Annotated in this window: 20 protein-coding genes; 10 read left to right on the forward strand and 10 right to left on the reverse strand. The window is 52.8% G+C overall.

Going from position 1 to position 18,655, the window contains the following annotated elements; all coding sequences use genetic code 11:
• Positions 1-43: 43 nt before the first annotated feature.
• The 3 genes from LJE94_09645 to LJE94_09655 form a co-directional block, all read right to left on the reverse strand.
• Entirely contained in the window at positions 44-1,591 is a 1,548-nt protein-coding gene (locus LJE94_09645; GenBank protein ID MCG6910369.1) for an ABC transporter substrate-binding protein, read from the reverse strand.
• A 71-nt stretch (positions 1,592-1,662) separates the two neighbouring features.
• Entirely contained in the window at positions 1,663-2,307 is a 645-nt protein-coding gene (locus tag LJE94_09650) for a GntR family transcriptional regulator (GenBank protein MCG6910370.1), read from the reverse strand.
• Between the two features lie 173 nt (positions 2,308-2,480).
• On the reverse strand, positions 2,481-2,987 hold the full coding sequence (locus tag LJE94_09655) for a molybdenum cofactor biosynthesis protein MoaB (protein ID MCG6910371.1): 507 nt from the start codon (positions 2,985-2,987) through the stop codon (positions 2,481-2,483).
• A gap of 223 nt (positions 2,988-3,210) precedes the next feature.
• Here LJE94_09655 and LJE94_09660 point away from each other — a divergent pair, with 223 nt between their 5' ends.
• The 8 genes from LJE94_09660 (at position 3,211) to LJE94_09695 (ending at position 9,426) form a co-directional block, all read left to right on the forward strand.
• Entirely contained in the window at positions 3,211-3,843 is a 633-nt protein-coding gene (locus tag LJE94_09660; GenBank protein ID MCG6910372.1) for a molybdenum cofactor guanylyltransferase, read from the forward strand.
• The gene (locus tag LJE94_09665; protein MCG6910373.1) at positions 3,821-4,183 is read left to right on the forward strand and encodes a molybdenum cofactor biosynthesis protein MoaE; all 363 of its coding nucleotides are present in this window, start codon (positions 3,821-3,823) and stop codon (positions 4,181-4,183) included. Before LJE94_09660 ends, LJE94_09665 begins: the two co-directional genes overlap by 23 nt.
• 2 nt (positions 4,184-4,185) lie before the next feature.
• Positions 4,186-4,671: a cyclic pyranopterin monophosphate synthase MoaC gene (gene moaC, locus LJE94_09670; GenBank protein ID MCG6910374.1), complete on the forward strand. Its 486-nt coding sequence runs from the start codon at positions 4,186-4,188 to the stop codon at positions 4,669-4,671.
• A gap of 76 nt (positions 4,672-4,747) precedes the next feature.
• Positions 4,748-6,214, forward strand: a complete 1,467-nt coding sequence (gene rmuC / locus LJE94_09675; GenBank protein ID MCG6910375.1) for a DNA recombination protein RmuC — start codon at positions 4,748-4,750, stop codon at positions 6,212-6,214.
• Positions 6,211-7,446 carry an MltA domain-containing protein gene (locus LJE94_09680; protein MCG6910376.1) on the forward strand — a complete coding sequence of 412 codons (1,236 nt, stop codon included), beginning with the start codon at positions 6,211-6,213 and terminating at the stop codon, positions 7,444-7,446. The genes rmuC and LJE94_09680 overlap by 4 nt, the downstream gene beginning before the upstream one ends.
• Before the next feature lie 118 nt (positions 7,447-7,564).
• Positions 7,565-8,095, forward strand: coding sequence for a Sec-independent protein translocase protein TatB (gene tatB / locus LJE94_09685; GenBank protein ID MCG6910377.1), 531 nt, complete (start codon positions 7,565-7,567; stop codon positions 8,093-8,095).
• Positions 8,082-8,831, forward strand: coding sequence for a twin-arginine translocase subunit TatC (gene tatC / locus LJE94_09690; GenBank protein ID MCG6910378.1), 750 nt, complete (start codon positions 8,082-8,084; stop codon positions 8,829-8,831). The genes tatB and tatC overlap by 14 nt, the downstream gene beginning before the upstream one ends.
• A gap of 124 nt (positions 8,832-8,955) precedes the next feature.
• Positions 8,956-9,426 carry a cytochrome c family protein gene (locus LJE94_09695; protein MCG6910379.1) on the forward strand — a complete coding sequence of 157 codons (471 nt, stop codon included), beginning with the start codon at positions 8,956-8,958 and terminating at the stop codon, positions 9,424-9,426.
• A gap of 82 nt (positions 9,427-9,508) precedes the next feature.
• On the opposite strand, the gene LJE94_09700 is transcribed toward LJE94_09695, so the two are convergent.
• From LJE94_09700 to LJE94_09730, 7 genes are all read right to left on the reverse strand, one after another.
• A complete protein-coding gene (locus LJE94_09700) occupies positions 9,509-10,408 on the reverse strand; it encodes a 50S ribosomal protein L11 methyltransferase (protein MCG6910380.1) in 900 nt (299 codons plus the stop codon).
• A complete protein-coding gene (locus LJE94_09705; protein MCG6910381.1) occupies positions 10,405-11,856 on the reverse strand; it encodes a cobyrinate a,c-diamide synthase in 1,452 nt (483 codons plus the stop codon). Before LJE94_09705 ends, LJE94_09700 begins: the two co-directional genes overlap by 4 nt.
• Before the next feature lie 65 nt (positions 11,857-11,921).
• A complete protein-coding gene (locus LJE94_09710; protein ID MCG6910382.1) occupies positions 11,922-12,161 on the reverse strand; it encodes a dissimilatory sulfite reductase D family protein in 240 nt (79 codons plus the stop codon).
• Between the two features lie 60 nt (positions 12,162-12,221).
• The gene (dsrB, locus tag LJE94_09715; protein ID MCG6910383.1) at positions 12,222-13,367 is read right to left on the reverse strand and encodes a dissimilatory-type sulfite reductase subunit beta; all 1,146 of its coding nucleotides are present in this window, start codon (positions 13,365-13,367) and stop codon (positions 12,222-12,224) included.
• Positions 13,368-13,380: 13 nt separating this feature from the next.
• On the reverse strand, positions 13,381-14,697 hold the full coding sequence (dsrA, locus tag LJE94_09720) for a dissimilatory-type sulfite reductase subunit alpha (GenBank protein ID MCG6910384.1): 1,317 nt from the start codon (positions 14,695-14,697) through the stop codon (positions 13,381-13,383).
• Between the two features lie 311 nt (positions 14,698-15,008).
• Positions 15,009-16,064, reverse strand: coding sequence for a hypothetical protein (locus LJE94_09725; protein ID MCG6910385.1), 1,056 nt, complete (start codon positions 16,062-16,064; stop codon positions 15,009-15,011).
• Positions 16,065-16,149: 85 nt separating this feature from the next.
• Positions 16,150-16,770 (reverse strand): tetratricopeptide repeat protein, encoded by a 621-nt coding sequence (locus LJE94_09730; GenBank protein MCG6910386.1) that lies wholly within the window; start codon positions 16,768-16,770, stop codon positions 16,150-16,152.
• A gap of 217 nt (positions 16,771-16,987) precedes the next feature.
• Here LJE94_09730 and LJE94_09735 point away from each other — a divergent pair, with 217 nt between their 5' ends.
• The gene (locus LJE94_09735; protein MCG6910387.1) at positions 16,988-17,320 is read left to right on the forward strand and encodes a hypothetical protein; all 333 of its coding nucleotides are present in this window, start codon (positions 16,988-16,990) and stop codon (positions 17,318-17,320) included.
• A gap of 13 nt (positions 17,321-17,333) precedes the next feature.
• Positions 17,334-18,374: a 4-hydroxy-tetrahydrodipicolinate synthase gene (gene dapA / locus LJE94_09740; protein MCG6910388.1), complete on the forward strand. Its 1,041-nt coding sequence runs from the start codon at positions 17,334-17,336 to the stop codon at positions 18,372-18,374.
• Positions 18,375-18,655: the final 281 nt, after the last annotated feature.

Below are 18,655 nucleotides of genomic sequence, written 5' to 3' on the forward strand. Positions count from 1 at the left end.
GGCCCCGGCTGCATCGCCGGGGCCTGTACGACGTTTTGGGCGTTTATTCTATGGACAAACCATAAAAGAAGGGCACATTGGGATAGGCGGGATTGATCGTAAATCCCTGCAGCTTTTTGTTCATGGGCCAGTTCCCCTGGACATCCACTAGCCAGGCCACCGGCGCATCCTTCTGCACCAGGTTCTGGGCCTCGACGTACAAATCCAGGGCTTTTTCGGGATCACTGCCGGTCACTTCATAGGCCTCACGGATCAGCTTGTCGTAGGCGGGATTGACATAGTACGCCAGGTTCCAAACCGGTTTGCCCTTCTCGTTGTGCAGCAAAGAATAGAGGGTTTCATAGGGGTCGCTGTACGTCGGCCACCACAGCAGTAGGAAAATGTCCTGAGCCTCCTTGGGGTCCCCTTTGGCCATAGCCCATTGCTGCGACCAGGCGATTCCCTTGATCTCCACCTCGACACCCAGTTTCTTGAATTCATTCTGAATCAAGGGAGCGAAACGCTTTTCCTGCACATTTTCTGCGGCATAGGTCAGGGTCAGCTTGAAGCCGCCATTGGGAAATCCGGCCTGGGCCAGCAACTTCTTGGCTTTTTCCAGATCATAGTCATACTGGAAGACCCTTTCCGAATAGCCGAACTGGCCCTGCGGTACGGGGCCCCTTGCCTGCGTGGCCTTGCCGTCAAAACCAACCTCGATAATGGCATCATAAGGCATGGCATGGGCCAGAGCCTTCCTGACTTTCTGGTTGTCCAGGGGCGAACGCGTGGTATTGAAAAAGGCCATGTAGTTGGAATAACTCGGTCCGTCCACCACCTTTGTGTTGCTGTCTTGCCTTACCTTGGCATAGCTGTCGATGGGAATTCTGCCCACCAGCATGGCCTCGTTGGACTGTAGCATCTGCAGTTGCACCAGTGCATCTTTGGTGTATTTTACAAGAACATTCTCCACATGGTTGCCGCTCCAGCCGCCCCAGTAGCCGTCAAATTTTTTCAGGATCCAGCTTTCGCCGTCTTTGTAGTTTGCCAGGGTGTAGGGACCTGTTCCTGCGTCATTGCCCTGGTTGAACCACTCCGCGCCCTTTTCGCCCACCGCGGGGCTCATGATGTAGGAGGCATAGGCGGACGCGGCTATCGCTGGCAGCGGTGCCGGCGCATCCAAAATCATCTTTACGGTGTAGTCATCGACAATCTGGATCTCTTTCAGGTCACCCCAGATAAAAGCAGCTCCTTTTCCTATTTTCCTGGTGCGTTCGATGGAAAACTTGACCGCCTCGGCCTTAAACGGGGTACCATCATGAAATTTAACCCCTTTTCTTAAATTAAAGGTGTATTGCATCCCATCGTTGGACACGGAGTATCCGGTTGCCAGAACATAACTGAACATTTCCTTACTGCCCGGCGGATTGACCCTGAGCAGGGTCTCGTAAATGTTGGCCATGTAGGTCAGCTCCGTTGAATAGGAAACACTGGGATCCAGGGTTGTAATCCCATAGGGCGAAGAAAATACCATGTTCTTCTCTGCAGCGCCCGCCGGCACAACCAAGAAGCTGAAGGCGAGAACAAGAACCATACACTTCATCATCTGTTTCATCTCCTTTCCTCCTTTTTCTGATGGGTTTCGTCTCTTCTTAATTTTTCATCGACTATTGAAAAATTAAAAACTTACCAGTTCATGGAGCAATGCACGTCACGCATGAAGTCAGCCGCGCCCCTGTAATTTTTCTTTTCGATCAGATCAATCATGGTCAGGTGTTCGGTATAGTTAGGCTGCAATACTTTTCTGCGCCATTCACCCCTGTCTCCGAATTCGAACAACCGCTGTCTCAAAATATTGACCTGATTGAGAAGCGGGCCGTTGTCCGAAAAATCCAGGTATACATTGTGAAAATCCCGATTCAACTTGAAATAGCGATTGTAGTGCTGTTCATCGATAACCTCAAGCATGCGTTCGTTGATCTTTTTCATCCGGGCGATCTCCATGGCACCCACTTTATGACCGATCGACATCAGTACCCTTGAATCCAGGGCTCCTAGCATTTCATAAATATCCTCCAGATCTTTTTCAGTCAGCGCATTGATGCGAATGCCACGCTGGGGCAGGAAGGTGACAAACCCCTCGGTCTGCAGCTGAAGCAGGGCATCTCTCAAGGGTGTCCGGCTCATGTCCAATTCTTTGACCATCTGGTTGATGCTGATGAACATACCAGGCCTTATGCTGCCCGTACGCAGCGCCTCGCGCAGGTACTCGTAAATCTGAGTCCTTAACAACTGATGGTGGTTAAGAGCGGCTTGACGATTCGTGTTCATAGGTCTCTTTCAACAAGATGCTGTAAATCACGGCCGTTAAAAGTTAGATTTGTAAATTTGGTAGAGCGATGGGTGGCTTGAAACGCTGACTAATATACTAGTATTCTAATATATTTGTCAACAAAAAAACGAAACCGCACTGAATAAGGGTGCGGTTCAACTTCTATTTTAGTTTATCCAATGTATACGTGCCTGACGATGTGGCCCAACTCGGGAAAAATCAGGGCGTTGCAGGCAAGCTTGCAGGCTTTGAGGCTCCCGGGCATGCAGAAAATCGCCGTTTTTCCCACCGTTCCGGCGACGGCGCGCGACATGATGGCTGCCGAGTCGATTTCCTCGTAGCTGAGCTGGGCGAACAAAGCGGCAAACGCCGTCAATTCCTTGTCTAAAAGGGGTCTGACAGCTTCGATGGTGACATCTTTTTCACTGATCCCGGTACCACCTGTTACCAGAATGGCGTGGACCGCCCCCGATTCATTCCATTTATTGACAACGTCTGCGATCACATAACTTTTATCCGGAACCACCTGGTGGTGGACCACATCATGGCCCTCCTTAGCGGATTGTTTCGCGATCCAGTGGCCGCTTTTATCTTCCTTCAATGTGCGCGTGGATGATACGGACAAGATGCCGACCTTCAACTTTTTAGGTGCGGTGGCTTTATGTTCAGCCGTGCTCATGGTTCCTCCCGTTTTTCATGATCGAAGCCGATAGCGTCCTTTGAAAAAATTACTGATTCAATCTTCCGAAACCCACATTGAGCGGTAACGCTTGAAACGCTCGACTCGGGTGAAAATGTAATGTACCAACTGGGATATTAACCACAAAGTCATTCAGGACGCAAAGAAATAGTGCTGCCGAATTGCCTTGATTTTACACCCCGGTTTTTTTATTCTGCACGCCATGTTGAATAGCGAATGCACCGGGATTATCCTGGCAGGCGGTGAAAACAAACGCTTCGCCGGTACGGAAAAAACCTTTGAGCGTGTGGGAAAACTGGCGATATTTGAACACGTCTTCGGCATTTTCAAGGAGATGTTCGACCATATCCTGCTAATCACCAACCACCCGGAAAAATTCATGGCCTGGGATATTGTCATGGCCGCCGACCTGTTTGACGTTCGCAGCTCCCTCACCGGCCTGCACACAGGGTTGTATTACACGGCCACACCCTATGCTTTTTTTACTGCCTGTGATACACCCTTTATAAAAAGGGAAATGATCCAGACCGTTCTCGATGCCGTAGAACCCGATGTGGATATTGTCGTACCGCAGACATCACTGGGATATGAACCGCTGTGTGCCGTTTACAGCCAAAGATGCCTGAAGCCGGTCCAGGTTCAGCTCGAAAACCGGCAACTGCAGATTCAGCGTCTTTTCAAAAGCATGCGTACCAAAAAAATCCCTGAATCGACGCTGAGGACGATTGACCCGGATCTGGATTCATTCTTTAACGTCAACACCCCTGAGGACCTTGAAAAAGCACTCCGAATAAATGAAGGACGTAAGCGCGATGAACATGCATCAATTGATTGAAAAGATCAAACAACACCCCGATTACCATCGGGCCGGTATGATTCTGGCGCACAATGGGGTGGTGCGTCAAACCTCCCGTGACGGTCGGCCGGTAGCCGGCCTGCGGGTATCCGTGGACCATGGCAAATTGGAACGCCTGATCGAGCAGAAAAAAAGGACGGCCGGCATCATTGAAATTTTGGTCGAAATTTTCGATGAAAAAGACCTTGGTGTGGGCGACGATGTGATGCTGCTGGTGGTGGCGGGCGATATCCGGGAAACGGTTATCGCCGTTTTGAGCGACACCCTGAATGCGATCAAAACCATGGTCACGCAAAAAACTGAAACCTTTCAGGAGTAATCATGTCCGAGTTTTCTCACATCGACGGAAACGGGCGGGTGAGGATGGTGGATGTTACCCCCAAGGCTTCCACGGACCGTACGGCTGTTGCCCAGGGTTTTGTCTCCATGACCGTCGAAACGTTTCGTGCCATCCGGGATCAGCAGGTTAAAAAGGGCAATGTGTTGGAGACGGCCCGGATTGCCGGCATCATGGCCGCCAAAAAAACAGCCGAATTGATTCCGATGTGCCACCCGCTCAACATCACCCACGCACAGATCGATTTTTTTTGGGATCAGGACGAGCCTGTGATTCGCATCGAAAGCCGTGTCCGCATTCATCACCAGACAGGCGTGGAAATGGAAGCGCTGACGGCTGTCTCCATCGCCGCCTTGACGATTTATGACATGTGCAAATCTTTCGACAAACAGATGACCATTTCGGGAATATCCCTCCTGAAAAAAACGGGTGGAAAAAGCGGAACCTTCATTCGTACCACACCGGAATAATCCAATGTCTCAACTGCACTTAGCCGGTTACCACATTGATTATATTACACTTTTTATTGTCGGAGGCCTCCTTGGCATGGCACTGGGCTGGCTGCTGGTTCGTCACCGATGCCTTCCCCGCCTGACGGCTTTACAGGTCGAAAACACGGCTTTGAGCGAGCAGAACCGCCTCAACGCCAACGATATTGAGGAGCAAAAGGCCATCGTCAATACCCTCCGGACCGAATTGACCCGCCTGTGGGATGAATTTCTGGACATAACGCGGCAGAATGCCGCGGCAACCGGCCGGCTGGACCGACTGGCCAGCCTCGAGTCCGCACTGGCAGACAGGGACAGCAAGATCGAAAGCCTGCAAACCCTCATTGCCGACCTCAAAACGCGCCAGGCCGAATTGACAGTCAACCTGGAAAACCAGCGGCAAGTCTTCGATGAAAAAACAGCCCTGCTGAAAGACCTTCGCAACGGACTTTCCGAAACCCATAAAGCCCTCTCCACTGACGCCCTCCGGCAGAACAATCAAGCCTTTCTCGAATTGGCCCAGGCCACATTTTCCAAGTATCTGGAAACAGCCAAGACCGATTTCAGCTCGCGCGAAAAGGCGGTCAAGGATACGATCCAACCCATCAAAGAAGCCCTCGATCGTTATGACCGGCAGATTCAGGAGATGGAAAGATCTCGTGAAAATGCCTATGGCGGCCTTGCGCGACAGGTCGAATCCCTGATTCAGACGCAGGAAATCCTGCAGAAAGAAACCGGAAAACTGGTCAACGCCCTGCGGGTCCCCCACGTGCGCGGCCGCTGGGGCGAAATCACATTGAAACGGGTGGCCGAAATGGCCGGTATGCAGAACCACTGCGATTTCTTCGAACAAACATCCACCCAAACGGATAACGGGCTCCTGCGACCGGATATGATTGTCCACCTGCCCGGAAAGCGTAACATCATCATCGATGCCAAGGTGCCCCTGTCCGCCTATTTGGAGGCCATCGAAGCAGAAACCGAATCAGAAAAAGAAATAAAACTGAACAACCATGCCCGCCAGGTGGCCGTCCACATCAAGAAACTGTCCCAGAAGGCGTATTGGGCTCAGTTCGAAGCCACCCCCGAGTTCGTGGTTCTGTTCATTCCCGGTGAAAACTTCTTTGCCGCCGCCCTTGCCCACAACCCGCAGCTCATCGAGTGGGGGGTCAGGGACGGGGTTGTCCTGGCGACGCCGACGACGTTGATATCGCTATTAAAAACGGTTGCCTACGGCTGGCAGCAGGAAAAAATGGCTGAAAATGCCCGCAAGATCAGCGTACTCGGCACGGAGTTGTTTGAGCGTCTGTCCACCATGAGCCGCCATATCAACAACCTGGGTCGTGACATCGAACGCAGTGCCAAAAGCTACAACCAGGTTGTCGGGTCACTGGAAAGGCGCGTTTTCTCATCTGCACGCAAATTCAAAGCCTTGGGGGTGTCATCCCGGGACGACCACCCTCCCATAATTGCAACGCCTGTGGACTCAAACACACGCAGGATCCAACTGGACGACGACAAATGAACCCGACCGCCACACGCACTCGAACCCACATGCGGGTTGCTTCCCTCATAATCATGCTGATGACGCTTTTTCTTGCAACCGGCTGCGGGCTTCTGAAAAAGCCTGAAATCACAGGAAAAACATCTCTTGAAAGGCTGAGAATCACCCAGTATCCTCAATTTGACGACAGCCTTGATTACAGTGGGCTGATCGACGGCATCGACGGGAGTCTCGAATATTTGAACAGGGTTCCGGAAACCAGGGAATTTTATGTCGGCAGGGACATATACACGGCCGCACACCTTAAAAAATCCCTGCAGCATTTCCGGGATCGACTCGCCGATTCCCCTGGCCGAGAGACCTTGAATCGATTCATCAGGGATGATTACATCGTGTACCAATCCGTCGGCCGTGACGGCCGGGGAGAGATGCTGTTTACCGGTTACTATGAACCCACTATCGCCGGCAGTCTCACCAAGCTACCTGAGTATCCTTACCCGGTTTATGCCCGGCCTAAAGACCTCACGACCATCGACCTTTCCCTGTTCGGAGACGAATTCAAAGGAAAACAAATTGTCGGCCGTTATACCGGGGAGTCCGTCGTGCCCTACTACCCGCGCAGCGAGATAGACCATACCGGCATTCTCGACGACCGCTGTGATATTCTGGCCTGGGTCAGGGATCCTGTCGACCTGTTTTTTCTGCAGATACAAGGCTCCGGAAAAATAATGCTGGCACAGGGGGGCCACCTGAACGTTCACTATCACGTGGTAAACGGACACCCCTACCGCAGCATCGGCAGGATGCTGATCGATGAAGGCAAAATTACCAAAGAAGAGATGTCCATGCAGAAGATCCGGTCCTACCTCAAAGAACACCCAGGGGAAGTGGACCGGGTGCTCAACTACAATCCGAGCTACGTCTTTTTCAAACTGGAAGAGGAGGGGCCCGTCGGGTTTCTGCAGGTGAAATTGACGCCTGTGCGTTCCATCGCCCTGGACCGAAGACTGTTCCCCCCTGCGGCCCTGGCCTTCATCGAAACCGAAAGACCCGAACTTGACCACTACGGCGAAATCTTCGAGTGGCGGGACCTGAAGGCTTTCGTCCTCAACCAGGATACCGGCGGCGCCATCAGAGGGCCCGGACGGGCGGATCTCTTCTGGGGCAACGGTCATTATGCCGAAGTGGCGGCCGGTTACATGCAGCACCCCGGCAGACTATATTTCCTCGTTTTGAAGCCGGACATCGAATGACCAGGCACAACCAAGGAAACTTTGTTTCGGAACGGTTTGTTGCCAAACGCTATAATAGGTTGACACCACAATCGAAATTAATGTATTTCGGTTCAAATTAAACATGAAGGAGCCAACTATGTTCGGTATCGGTATGCCGGAAATGATATTGATTCTAGCGGTGGCCCTGATCGTGATCGGTCCTAAAAAACTGCCGGATCTTGCCAAATCCTTGGGGCGCGCCATGGGGGAGTTCAAGAAGGCCACCAATGACCTCAAACAATCCATGGAGGCTGATACGGGACTGTCAGACGTCAAGGAAACCATAGACGACATCAACAAAGACATCAAAGAATCCGTAAGCTTTGACAAGATAGAAGACGACCGGCCGTCATCACCGCCTTTCCATCACTCCGCCATAGACCAGGACGACAACGCCGACGCCGATGGGCATCCTGCCGATGCCAAAACGGCTGAAGGTCCGGCGAACGGTGAGGGGTTCAAGGAAAGAAAAAGCACGCCCGAAGCGATGGCCGATCTGAAGAATGCCTTCGATGGCATGAATGCAGCCAGCGACGAGGCGCCCCCTTCTGGCGGAACCGATCACACCAACGCAGAGCCGGCATCTGAAAAAACGGAAGAGGGGACATCCTACGATGAAAGAGGATGAAAAGCTCCCTTTTACCGTACATCTGGAGGAACTGAGACGCCGGCTTATCACCTGTTTCATCGCGGTCGCCATCGGTTTTGTGGGCTCGTACGCTTTCAAGGAAAAACTGTTCGACATTCTCACCGCTCCGCTGATCTCGGTGATGAAGCCCGGTGAAACCCTGATTTACACCAACTTACCCGAAGCCTTTTTCACCTTTTTAAAAGCGGCCCTGATATCGGGCATCATGCTTGCGTCCCCCATCATCATCTATGAGTTCTGGATGTTCATCGCCCCGGGACTCTATAACAAAGAAAAGCGCATGCTGATACCGGTGGTCATCCTTTCCACCTTTTTTTTCGTGGGCGGCTCCCTGTTCGGCTATTTTATCGTTTTCCCCTTCGGATTTAAATTCTTTCTGGGTTTTGCCTCGGAAACGATCCGCCCGTTGCCCTCCATGAAAGAGTATCTCAGTTTTTCCTCCAAGCTCCTTCTGGCCTTCGGCCTGGTTTTTGAACTACCGCTGGTAATCACCTTCCTGGCAAAACTGGGAATTGTGTCTGTTGACTTTTTAAAGAAAAATCGAAAATATGCCATCCTTCTGTTCTTCGCAGGGGCCGCCATCCTGACCCCACCCGATGTGGTAACCCAGGTCATGATGGCCATGCCCATGATGCTGCTCTACGAAATCAGCATCGTCGGCGCCAGGATTTTCGGTAAAAAGAAACCTGTTCCGGAGACCGAAGAGGAGACCTGAGGCAAGACGGATATGGGCTTTGCCATTGACTTGTAGGTGAGAACTTGATAATCATCCGGGGTATTTGTTTCAGCTATCCGGAGCATCTAACCAGAGACCGTTAGAAAGGAGGCACAAGGACACCATGTTGAAAAAGGGCTTACTGGCAACAGCGGTTCTCGCTTTCATCACCGTGTTTACCGTCGGGGGACTCCAGGCCGGTACGGAGGTCGCCGACACCTTCATGATGAAAAGCGACTATCCACACAAGAAGGGCATTGTCGAATTCTCGCATAAAAAACACAACGCAGAGTACGGGATCGCTTGTGGGGAATGTCACCACGATGCCGACCACAAACCGCTCAACGATCTGAAAATGGGCGACCATGTTAAAAAATGCATCGAGTGCCATAAAAAGCCCGGTGAAGTCCCCAGGGAAGTGAAAAAGGAGTGGAAGGCCAAAAAGATCAAAAAGAAGGAAAAAGACCGCCTGTCCCTCGAGTATCACGCCGAGGCCGTGCACGAAAATTGCCGAACCTGTCACAAAGAGTACAACAAGAAGACCAAGACCAAAGACGCGCCCACCACGTGCTCCAAATGCCATCCTAAACAATAGCGGAACATCCTCAAGAAAAGGGCCGCATACAACCTGTGCGGCCCTTCTCTTGTCGAAGATTTCTGTCCATCGGAGGGTGCTGCTATCCAGATGGTAGCGGTCGGCAGCCCCTCCCTCCGTGGTCCTTCTCATGACCATTTTCCACCAGTGCCAGTGCTCCCCATCCCCGCTCGATGCCCTGCCAGCACATGTTGACCTCATAATTTTCGGAAATACGTTGCAGTAGACCGATTTCATTCGATTTTATCCCCGACAAAACCATACATCCACCCGGCGCCATAAGACCGATCATCTTTTCAAAATAGACTTTCAGGGTGGGCAGGCGCAGGTTGGCGACCACCAGCTGGAAGTGTTCCTTGATGGCATCAAGCGCCCGATTGGAAATTTCGGCCTGCCCCAGGAGGTTGTTCAGGGCGACATTTTCCCGGGCTTCCACCCGCGCGCAGGGATCGATATCCAGGCCGATGCCTCTATCCATGCCCATCTTCAAGGCGGCAATCATCAGAACCCCCGATCCGGTGCCGATGTCCAGAACGGCACCGCCTCGGTCGTTTTCGCATGCGGGCAGGCCGGCACAAACTGTTTCAAGGCCTTTCAGGCACAGCCGCGTGGTGGGATGAAAGCCATTGCCGAACGCCGCACCGGGCCTGATAGTGATCACGATGTCGCCGGGTAAGGGGCGATAGTCGTACACCGGTGGTTTAAGTATGAAGAATTTAGCGACACGCACGGGTTTGTCAAAGGAGGGCTCCAAAAAGGAGTTGCCGAACTGGTAGGTGTAGATGAGCGCTTTCTTCCCTATGAGACGCTTTATCGCCGATCCGAACTGCCCGCGTTTCAAGGGCAGCTCTTTTTGAACCCTTTTTCTCAATTCATGCGGGGTCAGGCGTTCCCAGGCATCCAGCACCATCCCGAGGATCAGCTCGTCAACCCGGGTGCCCATGTCATGCGGATCCGTCCCCTGAAATAGTGTGGAGTTCATGAACCCGTTATACCACCGGATCGCCCTTTAAACGCCCGCGCTTTGTCGACAAGTGCTCCTGCCCATTCCGGGGTGCCCAAGGCATGAATATGGGTGTAGGTCGCCAGCACGTTTTTATAAACGATGCCGTCTTGGCCGTCCCTTAAACCGACGCCACGCTGCATCTTAAAAGCGAAGCTGTCTCTGTCGCCAGTGAATGCGATCGCCTTGGAATAATGGAACTCATGTCCCTTGATCTGATTCCCAACCGGAAAAAACGGGTTTTCGGCGGCCACCGACACAATGGTATACCCATGTCCCTGCGGCTTTAAATGGAAATCGAATTCAATGGGAAAAACATCTGCCATCGGGTAGGTTTTTCCCTTGAGAAGCAGTGATTTTCCCAGATACATCAGTCCGCCACACTCGGCGTAAATGGGCAGCCCTTCGTCAGCCAACGCCCTGATCTTTTCCCGATAGGTCCTGTTTTCAGTCAGTTCGCCCGCATGGGTCTCCGGAAAACCGCCACCGATGTAAAGCGCGTCGACATCCGGCGGTGTTGTCTCCTCCAGCGGGCTCGTAAAAACCAGCCGCGCACCGGCCCGTTTGAGGGCTTCCAGGTTTTCCGGATAATAAAACTGAAACGCCGAATCCCGCAGCACGCCGATCCGAGGTCCTTCGTCGACATCCGGCTGCGCTTTGATTTCAAAAGGGCCACTGGTTGCATCCGAGCCCTCCCCGGCAGCTACAGAGACATCGACCGGACCCGATCCATCGATGGCTATTTTTTCAATGGCCTTAAGATCCAGATAGTCCGATGCAATCCCGGAAATTGTTTGGATGGATTCGACCGCCCAGCCATGCTCGGGTGTGGGGACCAGCCCCATGTGCCTTTCCGGGAAGGCCTGCTCTTTGAGTTTGGGAACGGCGCCTACGACAGGGATGTCGCAATAGTGCTCGATGCAGTCCCTGAGGTTGTTGCGGTGCCTCTTGCCGGCAACCCGGTTTAGGATGACCCCGCCGATTTTCACCCGCGGATCGAAATGCATACATCCCAGTACCACGGCCGCCATGGTGCGCGTGGTTTTGGTACCGTCAATACACAGGATGACCGGCAGATCGAGCCACTTGGCCAGTTCGGCCGTACTCGTATTGCTGTTGCGGTCGATGGCATCATACAGACCGCGGTTGCCTTCGATAACGGAAAGGTTGGCCATCCGGATAGAACGGCGGTATGAATCGATAAGAACGGGTTTTTCGATCAGGTAGGTGTCCAGATTGTAGCAGGGCCGGCCGGCCGCCAGGGACAGCCAGCCGGCATCGATATAGTCGGGACCCTTTTTAAAGGGGGCAATGGTTCTGCCGACTGCCCTCAAGGCGGCAATAATGCCGACAGAAAAAATGGTTTTCCCGGAACCGCCGCGTAACGCCGCTACAACAATCCCCGGAGTACCTTTCTTCCCTTGCACTTTATGGATGGCATTCAAATTTTACGTTGACAAGGAAAACAAGACGGTTCACGAAACACAAGAAATTAATCTTCGTGCTCGGCGCCTGCCTGTTTGCCGGTTCCGGGCAGCCCGTACATAGAGGTGCTGCCGCTGGACCAGTATTCCAGCACGCCTTCGGTCACCATCTGGTTGACCAGCTTTTTGGCCAGCCGCGGCTTCATGTCCAGAATCTTGGCCAGGTCGTTAAAGTAAAATTTGGATTTCATCTTTTGCTTTTTTGTCAGACCTTCGACAATCTTTTCTTTTGCCTCTTCGTATTCCATGAATACACCCCTTTTTTTAAAAGGCGGGAGGCACAGCGTGCCTCCCACCGGTAGGTAGAACTAGAACTTGAACTGCGAGGTCTGGCGCCAGGTGTAATAGGCCGGATCCCGGAAGTCATCAATCAGATGATGGGTGAATTCAAGCTCGCATTTTTCAAAGAAGCGCTCCCAGCCGATCCTCTCTGCCCAGTCACCCACGCGCTCATACTTGTTGGCCCCGGCAGCGTAGGCTTCGACAATCCGCTTGATGGTGTCGGTCATGGTCGGCCAGCGCGGCATTTCATTGGGGATGAACGCCACGACCACCTTGGAGAACTTGGGTGCGCTGATGCGGTTGGAGACTTTACCACCCGCCATCAGGACGATGCCGTCGCCCTCCGTGTCAGCCAGCGGCATGGACGGGCACATGGTGTAGCAATTCCCACAGAACATGCAGCGTGATTCGTTAACGGCCACACTGTTCACTTTTGTTCCGTTGATCTCCATCTTGGCCGGCTTGATGGCCGCGGTCGGACAGGCGGCGATGGCCAGCGGAATTTCGCACATCTTGTCCAGGTATTCATGGTCCAGCATGGGTGGTTTGCGGTGATAGCCCAGGATGGCGATGTCGGAGCAGTGGACCGCGCCGCACATGTTCAGGCAGCAGGCCATGGAGATGCGGACCTGGGCCGGCATTCTCATCTTTCCGAAATCGTCGAACAGGGCATCCATGGTCGCTTTGACCGTGCCGGAGGCGTCCGTGGCCGGTGTGTGGCAGTGAATCCATCCCTGGGTGTGAACGATATTGGTGACGCCTGCACCGGTGCCGCCGATCGGGAATTTCTGGCTGCCGGCGTCGAACTTGCGGCTTTCCAGATCCTTGATCAGGGGGTCCACCTTGTCCTTGGAATCGACCATGAACTCGATGTTGTTACGGGTGGTGAAACGCAGGTGTCCGTCACAGTGTTTGTCCGCAATCTCACAAATTTCACGGATATGGGTCACGGTCATCAAACGGCAGCCGCCGACACGGACCGTATAGACCTCGTCGCCGCTTTCCGCCACATGGACCAGCACGCCCGGCTTCAAAATTTCATGATACAGCCATTTACCCTTATTCTTTGCTATGACCGGAGGGTAAAATTCATCATATTTTCGAGGCCCGATGTCCGTAATGCGGTTTTCCATCGGTTTGTCTGGATTGTAACCTGAAGATATAAATGCCATGGTGATTCCCCTCCTATCTCTGATGGTGTTTTCTGAATTCGTTAATGTCGCGCTCCCAACCGCCTTCAACCTCATCTTCTTTCCAGAAAATGTACGGGTTGGTACGCGGTTCCTGCACCATTCGCGGATCCGCATCGAACCCGGTGACTTCGAGCAGTTTCTGGAAGCCCTGGCGTTTCATCAGCTCGCCGAGGCGCTCGCGGTTCTTACCTTCTTCCATCCACCAATCCCAGATGGGTTCGATGACATTTTCCTTGATCTCGTCGAAGTCATCTTCAACCTTGATAAACGGCACGATGAGGGAACCCATTTGGGCACCGTCGAGGATCGGGGCCTTGGCGCCGGCAAAAATGGAACATCCGCGATCATTACCGATGCGCAAGGCTCGCGGCATGACATTGATGCAGTGCATGCAGCGAGTGCACTCCCTGTTGTCGATTTTAAGGGTCTTGCCGTCCATCCACATACAGTTGGTGGGGCACAGGTCGATGACCTCCTTATGGATGTCGAAAGCACCCCAGTCGCGGTCCGCATGGGCGCCGCCATTGGGGGGAATCTCTCCGCCCACGTAGGCTTGGACAGCTTCCTGATCGATACGGATATCATCCCGCCAGGTGCCGATAAAGGACAAATCCGCCCGAGCGATGGAGGCCACACAGCAGTTGGGGCAGCCGTCGAATTTGAACTTGAATTTATAGGGGAATGCCGGACGATGCAGTTCGTCCTGATAGTAATTGGTCAGTTCATGGCAAATGGCCTGGGTGTCATAACAGGCATACTCACAGCGTGCTGCACCGACACAGTCGGAGGGAGTCCGCAGGTTGGACCCGGAGCCGCCCAGATCTTGATTCAGGTTATGGGTCAGTTCGAAAAAGACTTCTTCCAACTGGGGGGTGGTGGTACCCAGAAAAATGATATCGCCGGTGGAGCCGTGCATGTTGGTAACACCGCTGCCCCGCCGTTCCCACAGGTCGACAATGTCACGCAGGTACTTGGTCGTGTAAAATTTACCGGCCGGCTGGCTGACCCGCATGGTGTGAAAGTGGGCCACCCCCGGAAAGGTTTGCGGCTGGTCACAGTAACGGCCGATAACACCGCCGCCATACCCGAAAACCCCCACGATGCCGCCGTGTTTCCAGTGGGTTCGACCATGTTTGTAGGAAAGCTCAAGCACTCCGAGGAGATCATCTACGCAATCCTCTGGAACCTGGTACTCGACGTTGTTTTCATTCTTAGCCCTTGATGCTGCTTCTTGCTTGAGGTCGGAAACAAAACTCGGCCAAGGCCCGCTCTCAAGCTGGTCCAACAAAGGGGTTTCATGCTTTGCCATCTCTTTACCTCCATTTTCATTAAAATTAGCCTAACAAAACTAAAAATGTCCGATTTACCCCTAAGGGTATGATAACGTCACCTCCTTCCAAATCACCTATTTGCTTTTTAAATATTCGCATACACGATTGAAGTCGATTTTATAACCAAGTGGGAGATATAGAATTATTATTTAGCATTGTCAATAAAAATCCCCGGTTTCATACGGTCGGAAAACGGTTAATTCCGGGAAGGGGGCAAGATCTCTACATGCGGAGATACAACCGGGCAGCCATACACCATATAGTGCTGTGCCGCCGATTTGAAAGTAAGCTAGTCGACTGTCCGGACGGCGTTGAAAAAGGCCTCGGCATGCCTTTCGGCATGGGAGGCGACGAGCGGCGTGTCCGGTGAATCCGGCGGTTGTCGGGCGGCCATGGAAGCAAACAGATCCAGCATATCACCGGCAGTCATTTTGGCCAGGTAGGATCTAAAATAGCCGGCGAATTTTTCAGGAATGCGCCTGTTCAAGTGCTGCAACGCAAGCCCCTTGTAAAAGCCTTCCAATGTGGCAGGTACAACGAAGTCGTCAATCCAGCACAGCTCCCCGACCCCGTCCAAGCGGTCAATGCGCATATGCATCGACATGTTGAAAAGGAACAGCAGAAGAGCGTCTAACATTGCCTCGCTGTCATCGTTCGCCGCGACAACCAGGGGCGCGTATCGGCGTACTGTCACCAGCTTTACCAGCGGTTCGCGGTTTGCGCTCAGGTTGACCACGAAGTCACCAGCCGCGTGGTGCCACGCAAAAACCTGTTCAAAAGTTTCAACGTCGTAGCAGGCGGTCAGAATCATGGCCGCCTGCCTAAAAGCCGATCGCGCCTCATCTATAGACAGAAAACAATGGTCATTGGCTGGATCCCAGAGTCGGATACCGCTTGAACCGGTCTGCTTTATTTTCGAAACATGAAATTCATGGTGGGATTCGAACCATTCGCCTAAAAACAGACTTACCGATCTTGATTCACTGATCGCCGTCTCCCGACAGGCAAACACCCTGGGTAAAAAGGGGTAGGCATATTTTTTTTCCAGCATTTGCAGAATTCTGAATTCGTTTCTCAGATACGCTTTTCCAATCGTGGAAGCCGCAACATTGAGGACATACTGGGCCTTACGATTTTCATTTGGCTCGACGATTCGACTGGGGTGATAAAAGGCACCGTGCTTTTCAAGATGCACCTCCAGCTGCTCTGTTGAGGCAATCCGCGCAGAAACTGTCTTGTCCACGTTGTCGACTAAAAAGGACTCGACCACCTCGAAATACTCCCCATAGGTCAGGCTGTCCGGGGCGGGCTGTCTAGCGGATGACGGCCCGCTGTGGCGTGTCATGGGAAGGTGTGTGTTCCAAAGGGGATGGCCAGGTCTAATGGCATGGTCTTGGTCGGAAAGGTAGAACTGCATGTCGTCCTGACATTCAACGGTGTTCCTCGAGTTCCTTTAAAATTTCGGGAGCAATCTCGTAGCCCATCGACGCGGCCTTGTCAGCATTTTCAATGGCCAACTCAAATTCACCCTTTTCCATGTAGGCGATGGCCAGATTGTTATAGGCCACCTGAAAGGATGGCTCCAGCTCAATCACCTTCAGGTTGGTTGCGATGCTCTCGTCGATCTGCCCCTTCATCAGATAGGCATTGGCCAGGGTGGCATAGGCCTGCAGGAAATTAGGGTTCCAGCGCACGGCTTTCTCCAGCGAAGGGATAGCGTCATCGACTTTCCCCATTTGCATGTACACAAATCCGATGTTTCCATGACCTTCGGCAAATCCTGCCCTGGAATGGACAGCACGTTTGTTCCAGTCCAGACACCCCTCCAGATCGCCCCGCCGAAGGTGGATTGCACCGAGCTGAACGTAGGCCTCGGCCAAGGTGGGACTGCATGAGATGGCCTCCTGGAATTCCCCTTCAGCCTCTTCGTATTGCTTTAATCCCATCAAGGCTATGCCCAAATTATAATGTGAGGTTCCGCATTCCGGATTGGAAGCGATGGCCTGTCTTTGGGTGGCGATATATTCCTGTGCATTTTGAAATTTTGTCATAATGTTGTCCGTCTGTTTTTAAATATTTTCGATATACGCAAGTGAGCCAGCACAAAATCTAGAGCGCAGCCAACCGATTGTCAAGTAAAAACACCTGTGGCCGCAGGCGCCTGCCCGAGAAGCTTCTTGACATGAATTTAATTTCTATCTATAAAATCCGGGATATTCTGCAAACTGTTACTGGTGACTTGAATCGTTATCAAAAGGAGGACATGTTATGGCCGATTGTTTTGTAAACATCATCTTAGACGACGACAAGATCAAGCAACTCGAAGGGGTCGGATTGGGAAATGAAGTCAAAGATATAGATGGTAAAAAGGTGCTTCAGATTACCATGACCAAAAAAGATCAGAAAAAATTGAAAAAAGGGTTTAAAGATCTGACCATCGCCGATGACGACACCTGCTCGCTGCCGGAAGACGGGGAAAAGACCCTTTTTGACATCGTTCTGGAAATGCAATCCGTTGATGTAATGAAATTTGCTATTACCAAACTTTATAACCCCCTCGCCGGTAGGGATGTGTTCGGTCGCGGCACCGGCATGCGCTAAAGGAGAAATGACAATGAAACCGGGATGTTATACCGCCATTGTCACGCCTTTCGAAAACAATGGCTCGGATGTCGACTTCGAGGGGCTGGCGAAGCTTGTGGACTATCAGATCCAAAACGGCATCACTGGCATTCTCGCCGCGGGTACAACCGGAGAAAGCCCCACCCTGGTGTGGAAAGAACACCACCTGGTAACCGAAAAAGTGCTCGATCAGACCCGGGGCAAGTGTCTGGCCATCGCCGGCACCGGCAGCAACAACACCAGCGAGTGCCTTGCGGCCACGGAACATGCCGCCAAAGCGGGGGCCGATGCGGTCCTTTTGGTGGACCCCTATTACAATGGGCCGAGTTCCCTGGAAATCCGCAGGGAATACGTGGCCCCAGTGGCCGGAGCGTTCCCGGACCTCACCGTTATCCCCTACGTCATCCCGGGGCGTACCGGCGCCCAGCTGTTTCCGGAGGACCTGGCCCTTTTATTCAGGGAGTTCGGCAACGTGAACACGGTGAAGGAAGCCACCGGCAACCTGGACAACATGAGGCGCACGAGGGAATGCTGCGGTGAGGACTACGTGATCCTGTCCGGCGACGACGGTATCACCTTCGACATGATGACCGATACAGCCATTGCGGCCGCCGGGGTGATTTCGGTGATCACCAACGTCGCCCCCAAAGGGGTGGTGGACATGGTGCGGCTGCTCATGGAGGGCAGGGTGGAAGCGGCCGGACAGCTGAAAGAGGCCCTGGATCCGCTTTTTGGCCTGGTGACGGTATCCACCCAGGAAACGAGCCCCTACGGTGACGTGCTCTGCCGGGCCCGGAACCCCCTGGCCATCAAAGCCCTGATGTCCATCCTGGGGATGCCGTCCGGAGGCTGCCGCCGGCCCCTGGGCAAAATGTCACGAAACGGACTGAACAAGGTGCTGGAGGCGGCCAGAACGGTTCAGGCGCGTAATCCGGAAATTTTAGCACCCATAGCCGAATTTTTTAAGGTCGACATAGAAGAGCGGCTCGGCAACCCCGATTTCGCGGAAGGGCTGTGCTACGATTCCTACTGAACCTCGAGGTTGCAATTTTAAAATAAAAACCGGCCCGTGCGTTTAAAACGCCTGGGCCGGTTAATTTATTCCTCCGGCGGTTACATACCTCAAATCCGTCATTCCTGCGAAGGCAGGACACGCAGTGAATCGTCAGTGCTGTCCAGAAACAGATACTGTATACCGGATCAAGTCCAGCATGACAGGTTAGGCTATTGGCTTGCCAGGTTAATATCTAAATGCGATAACGCGTCATATCTATCGATGGTCATCCGATGGATGCAAACGTACGCGCCCCGGGA

Source organism: Deltaproteobacteria bacterium (genome assembly GCA_022340465.1).
Classification (GTDB): Bacteria; Desulfobacterota; Desulfobacteria; order Desulfobacterales; family B30-G6; genus JAJDNW01.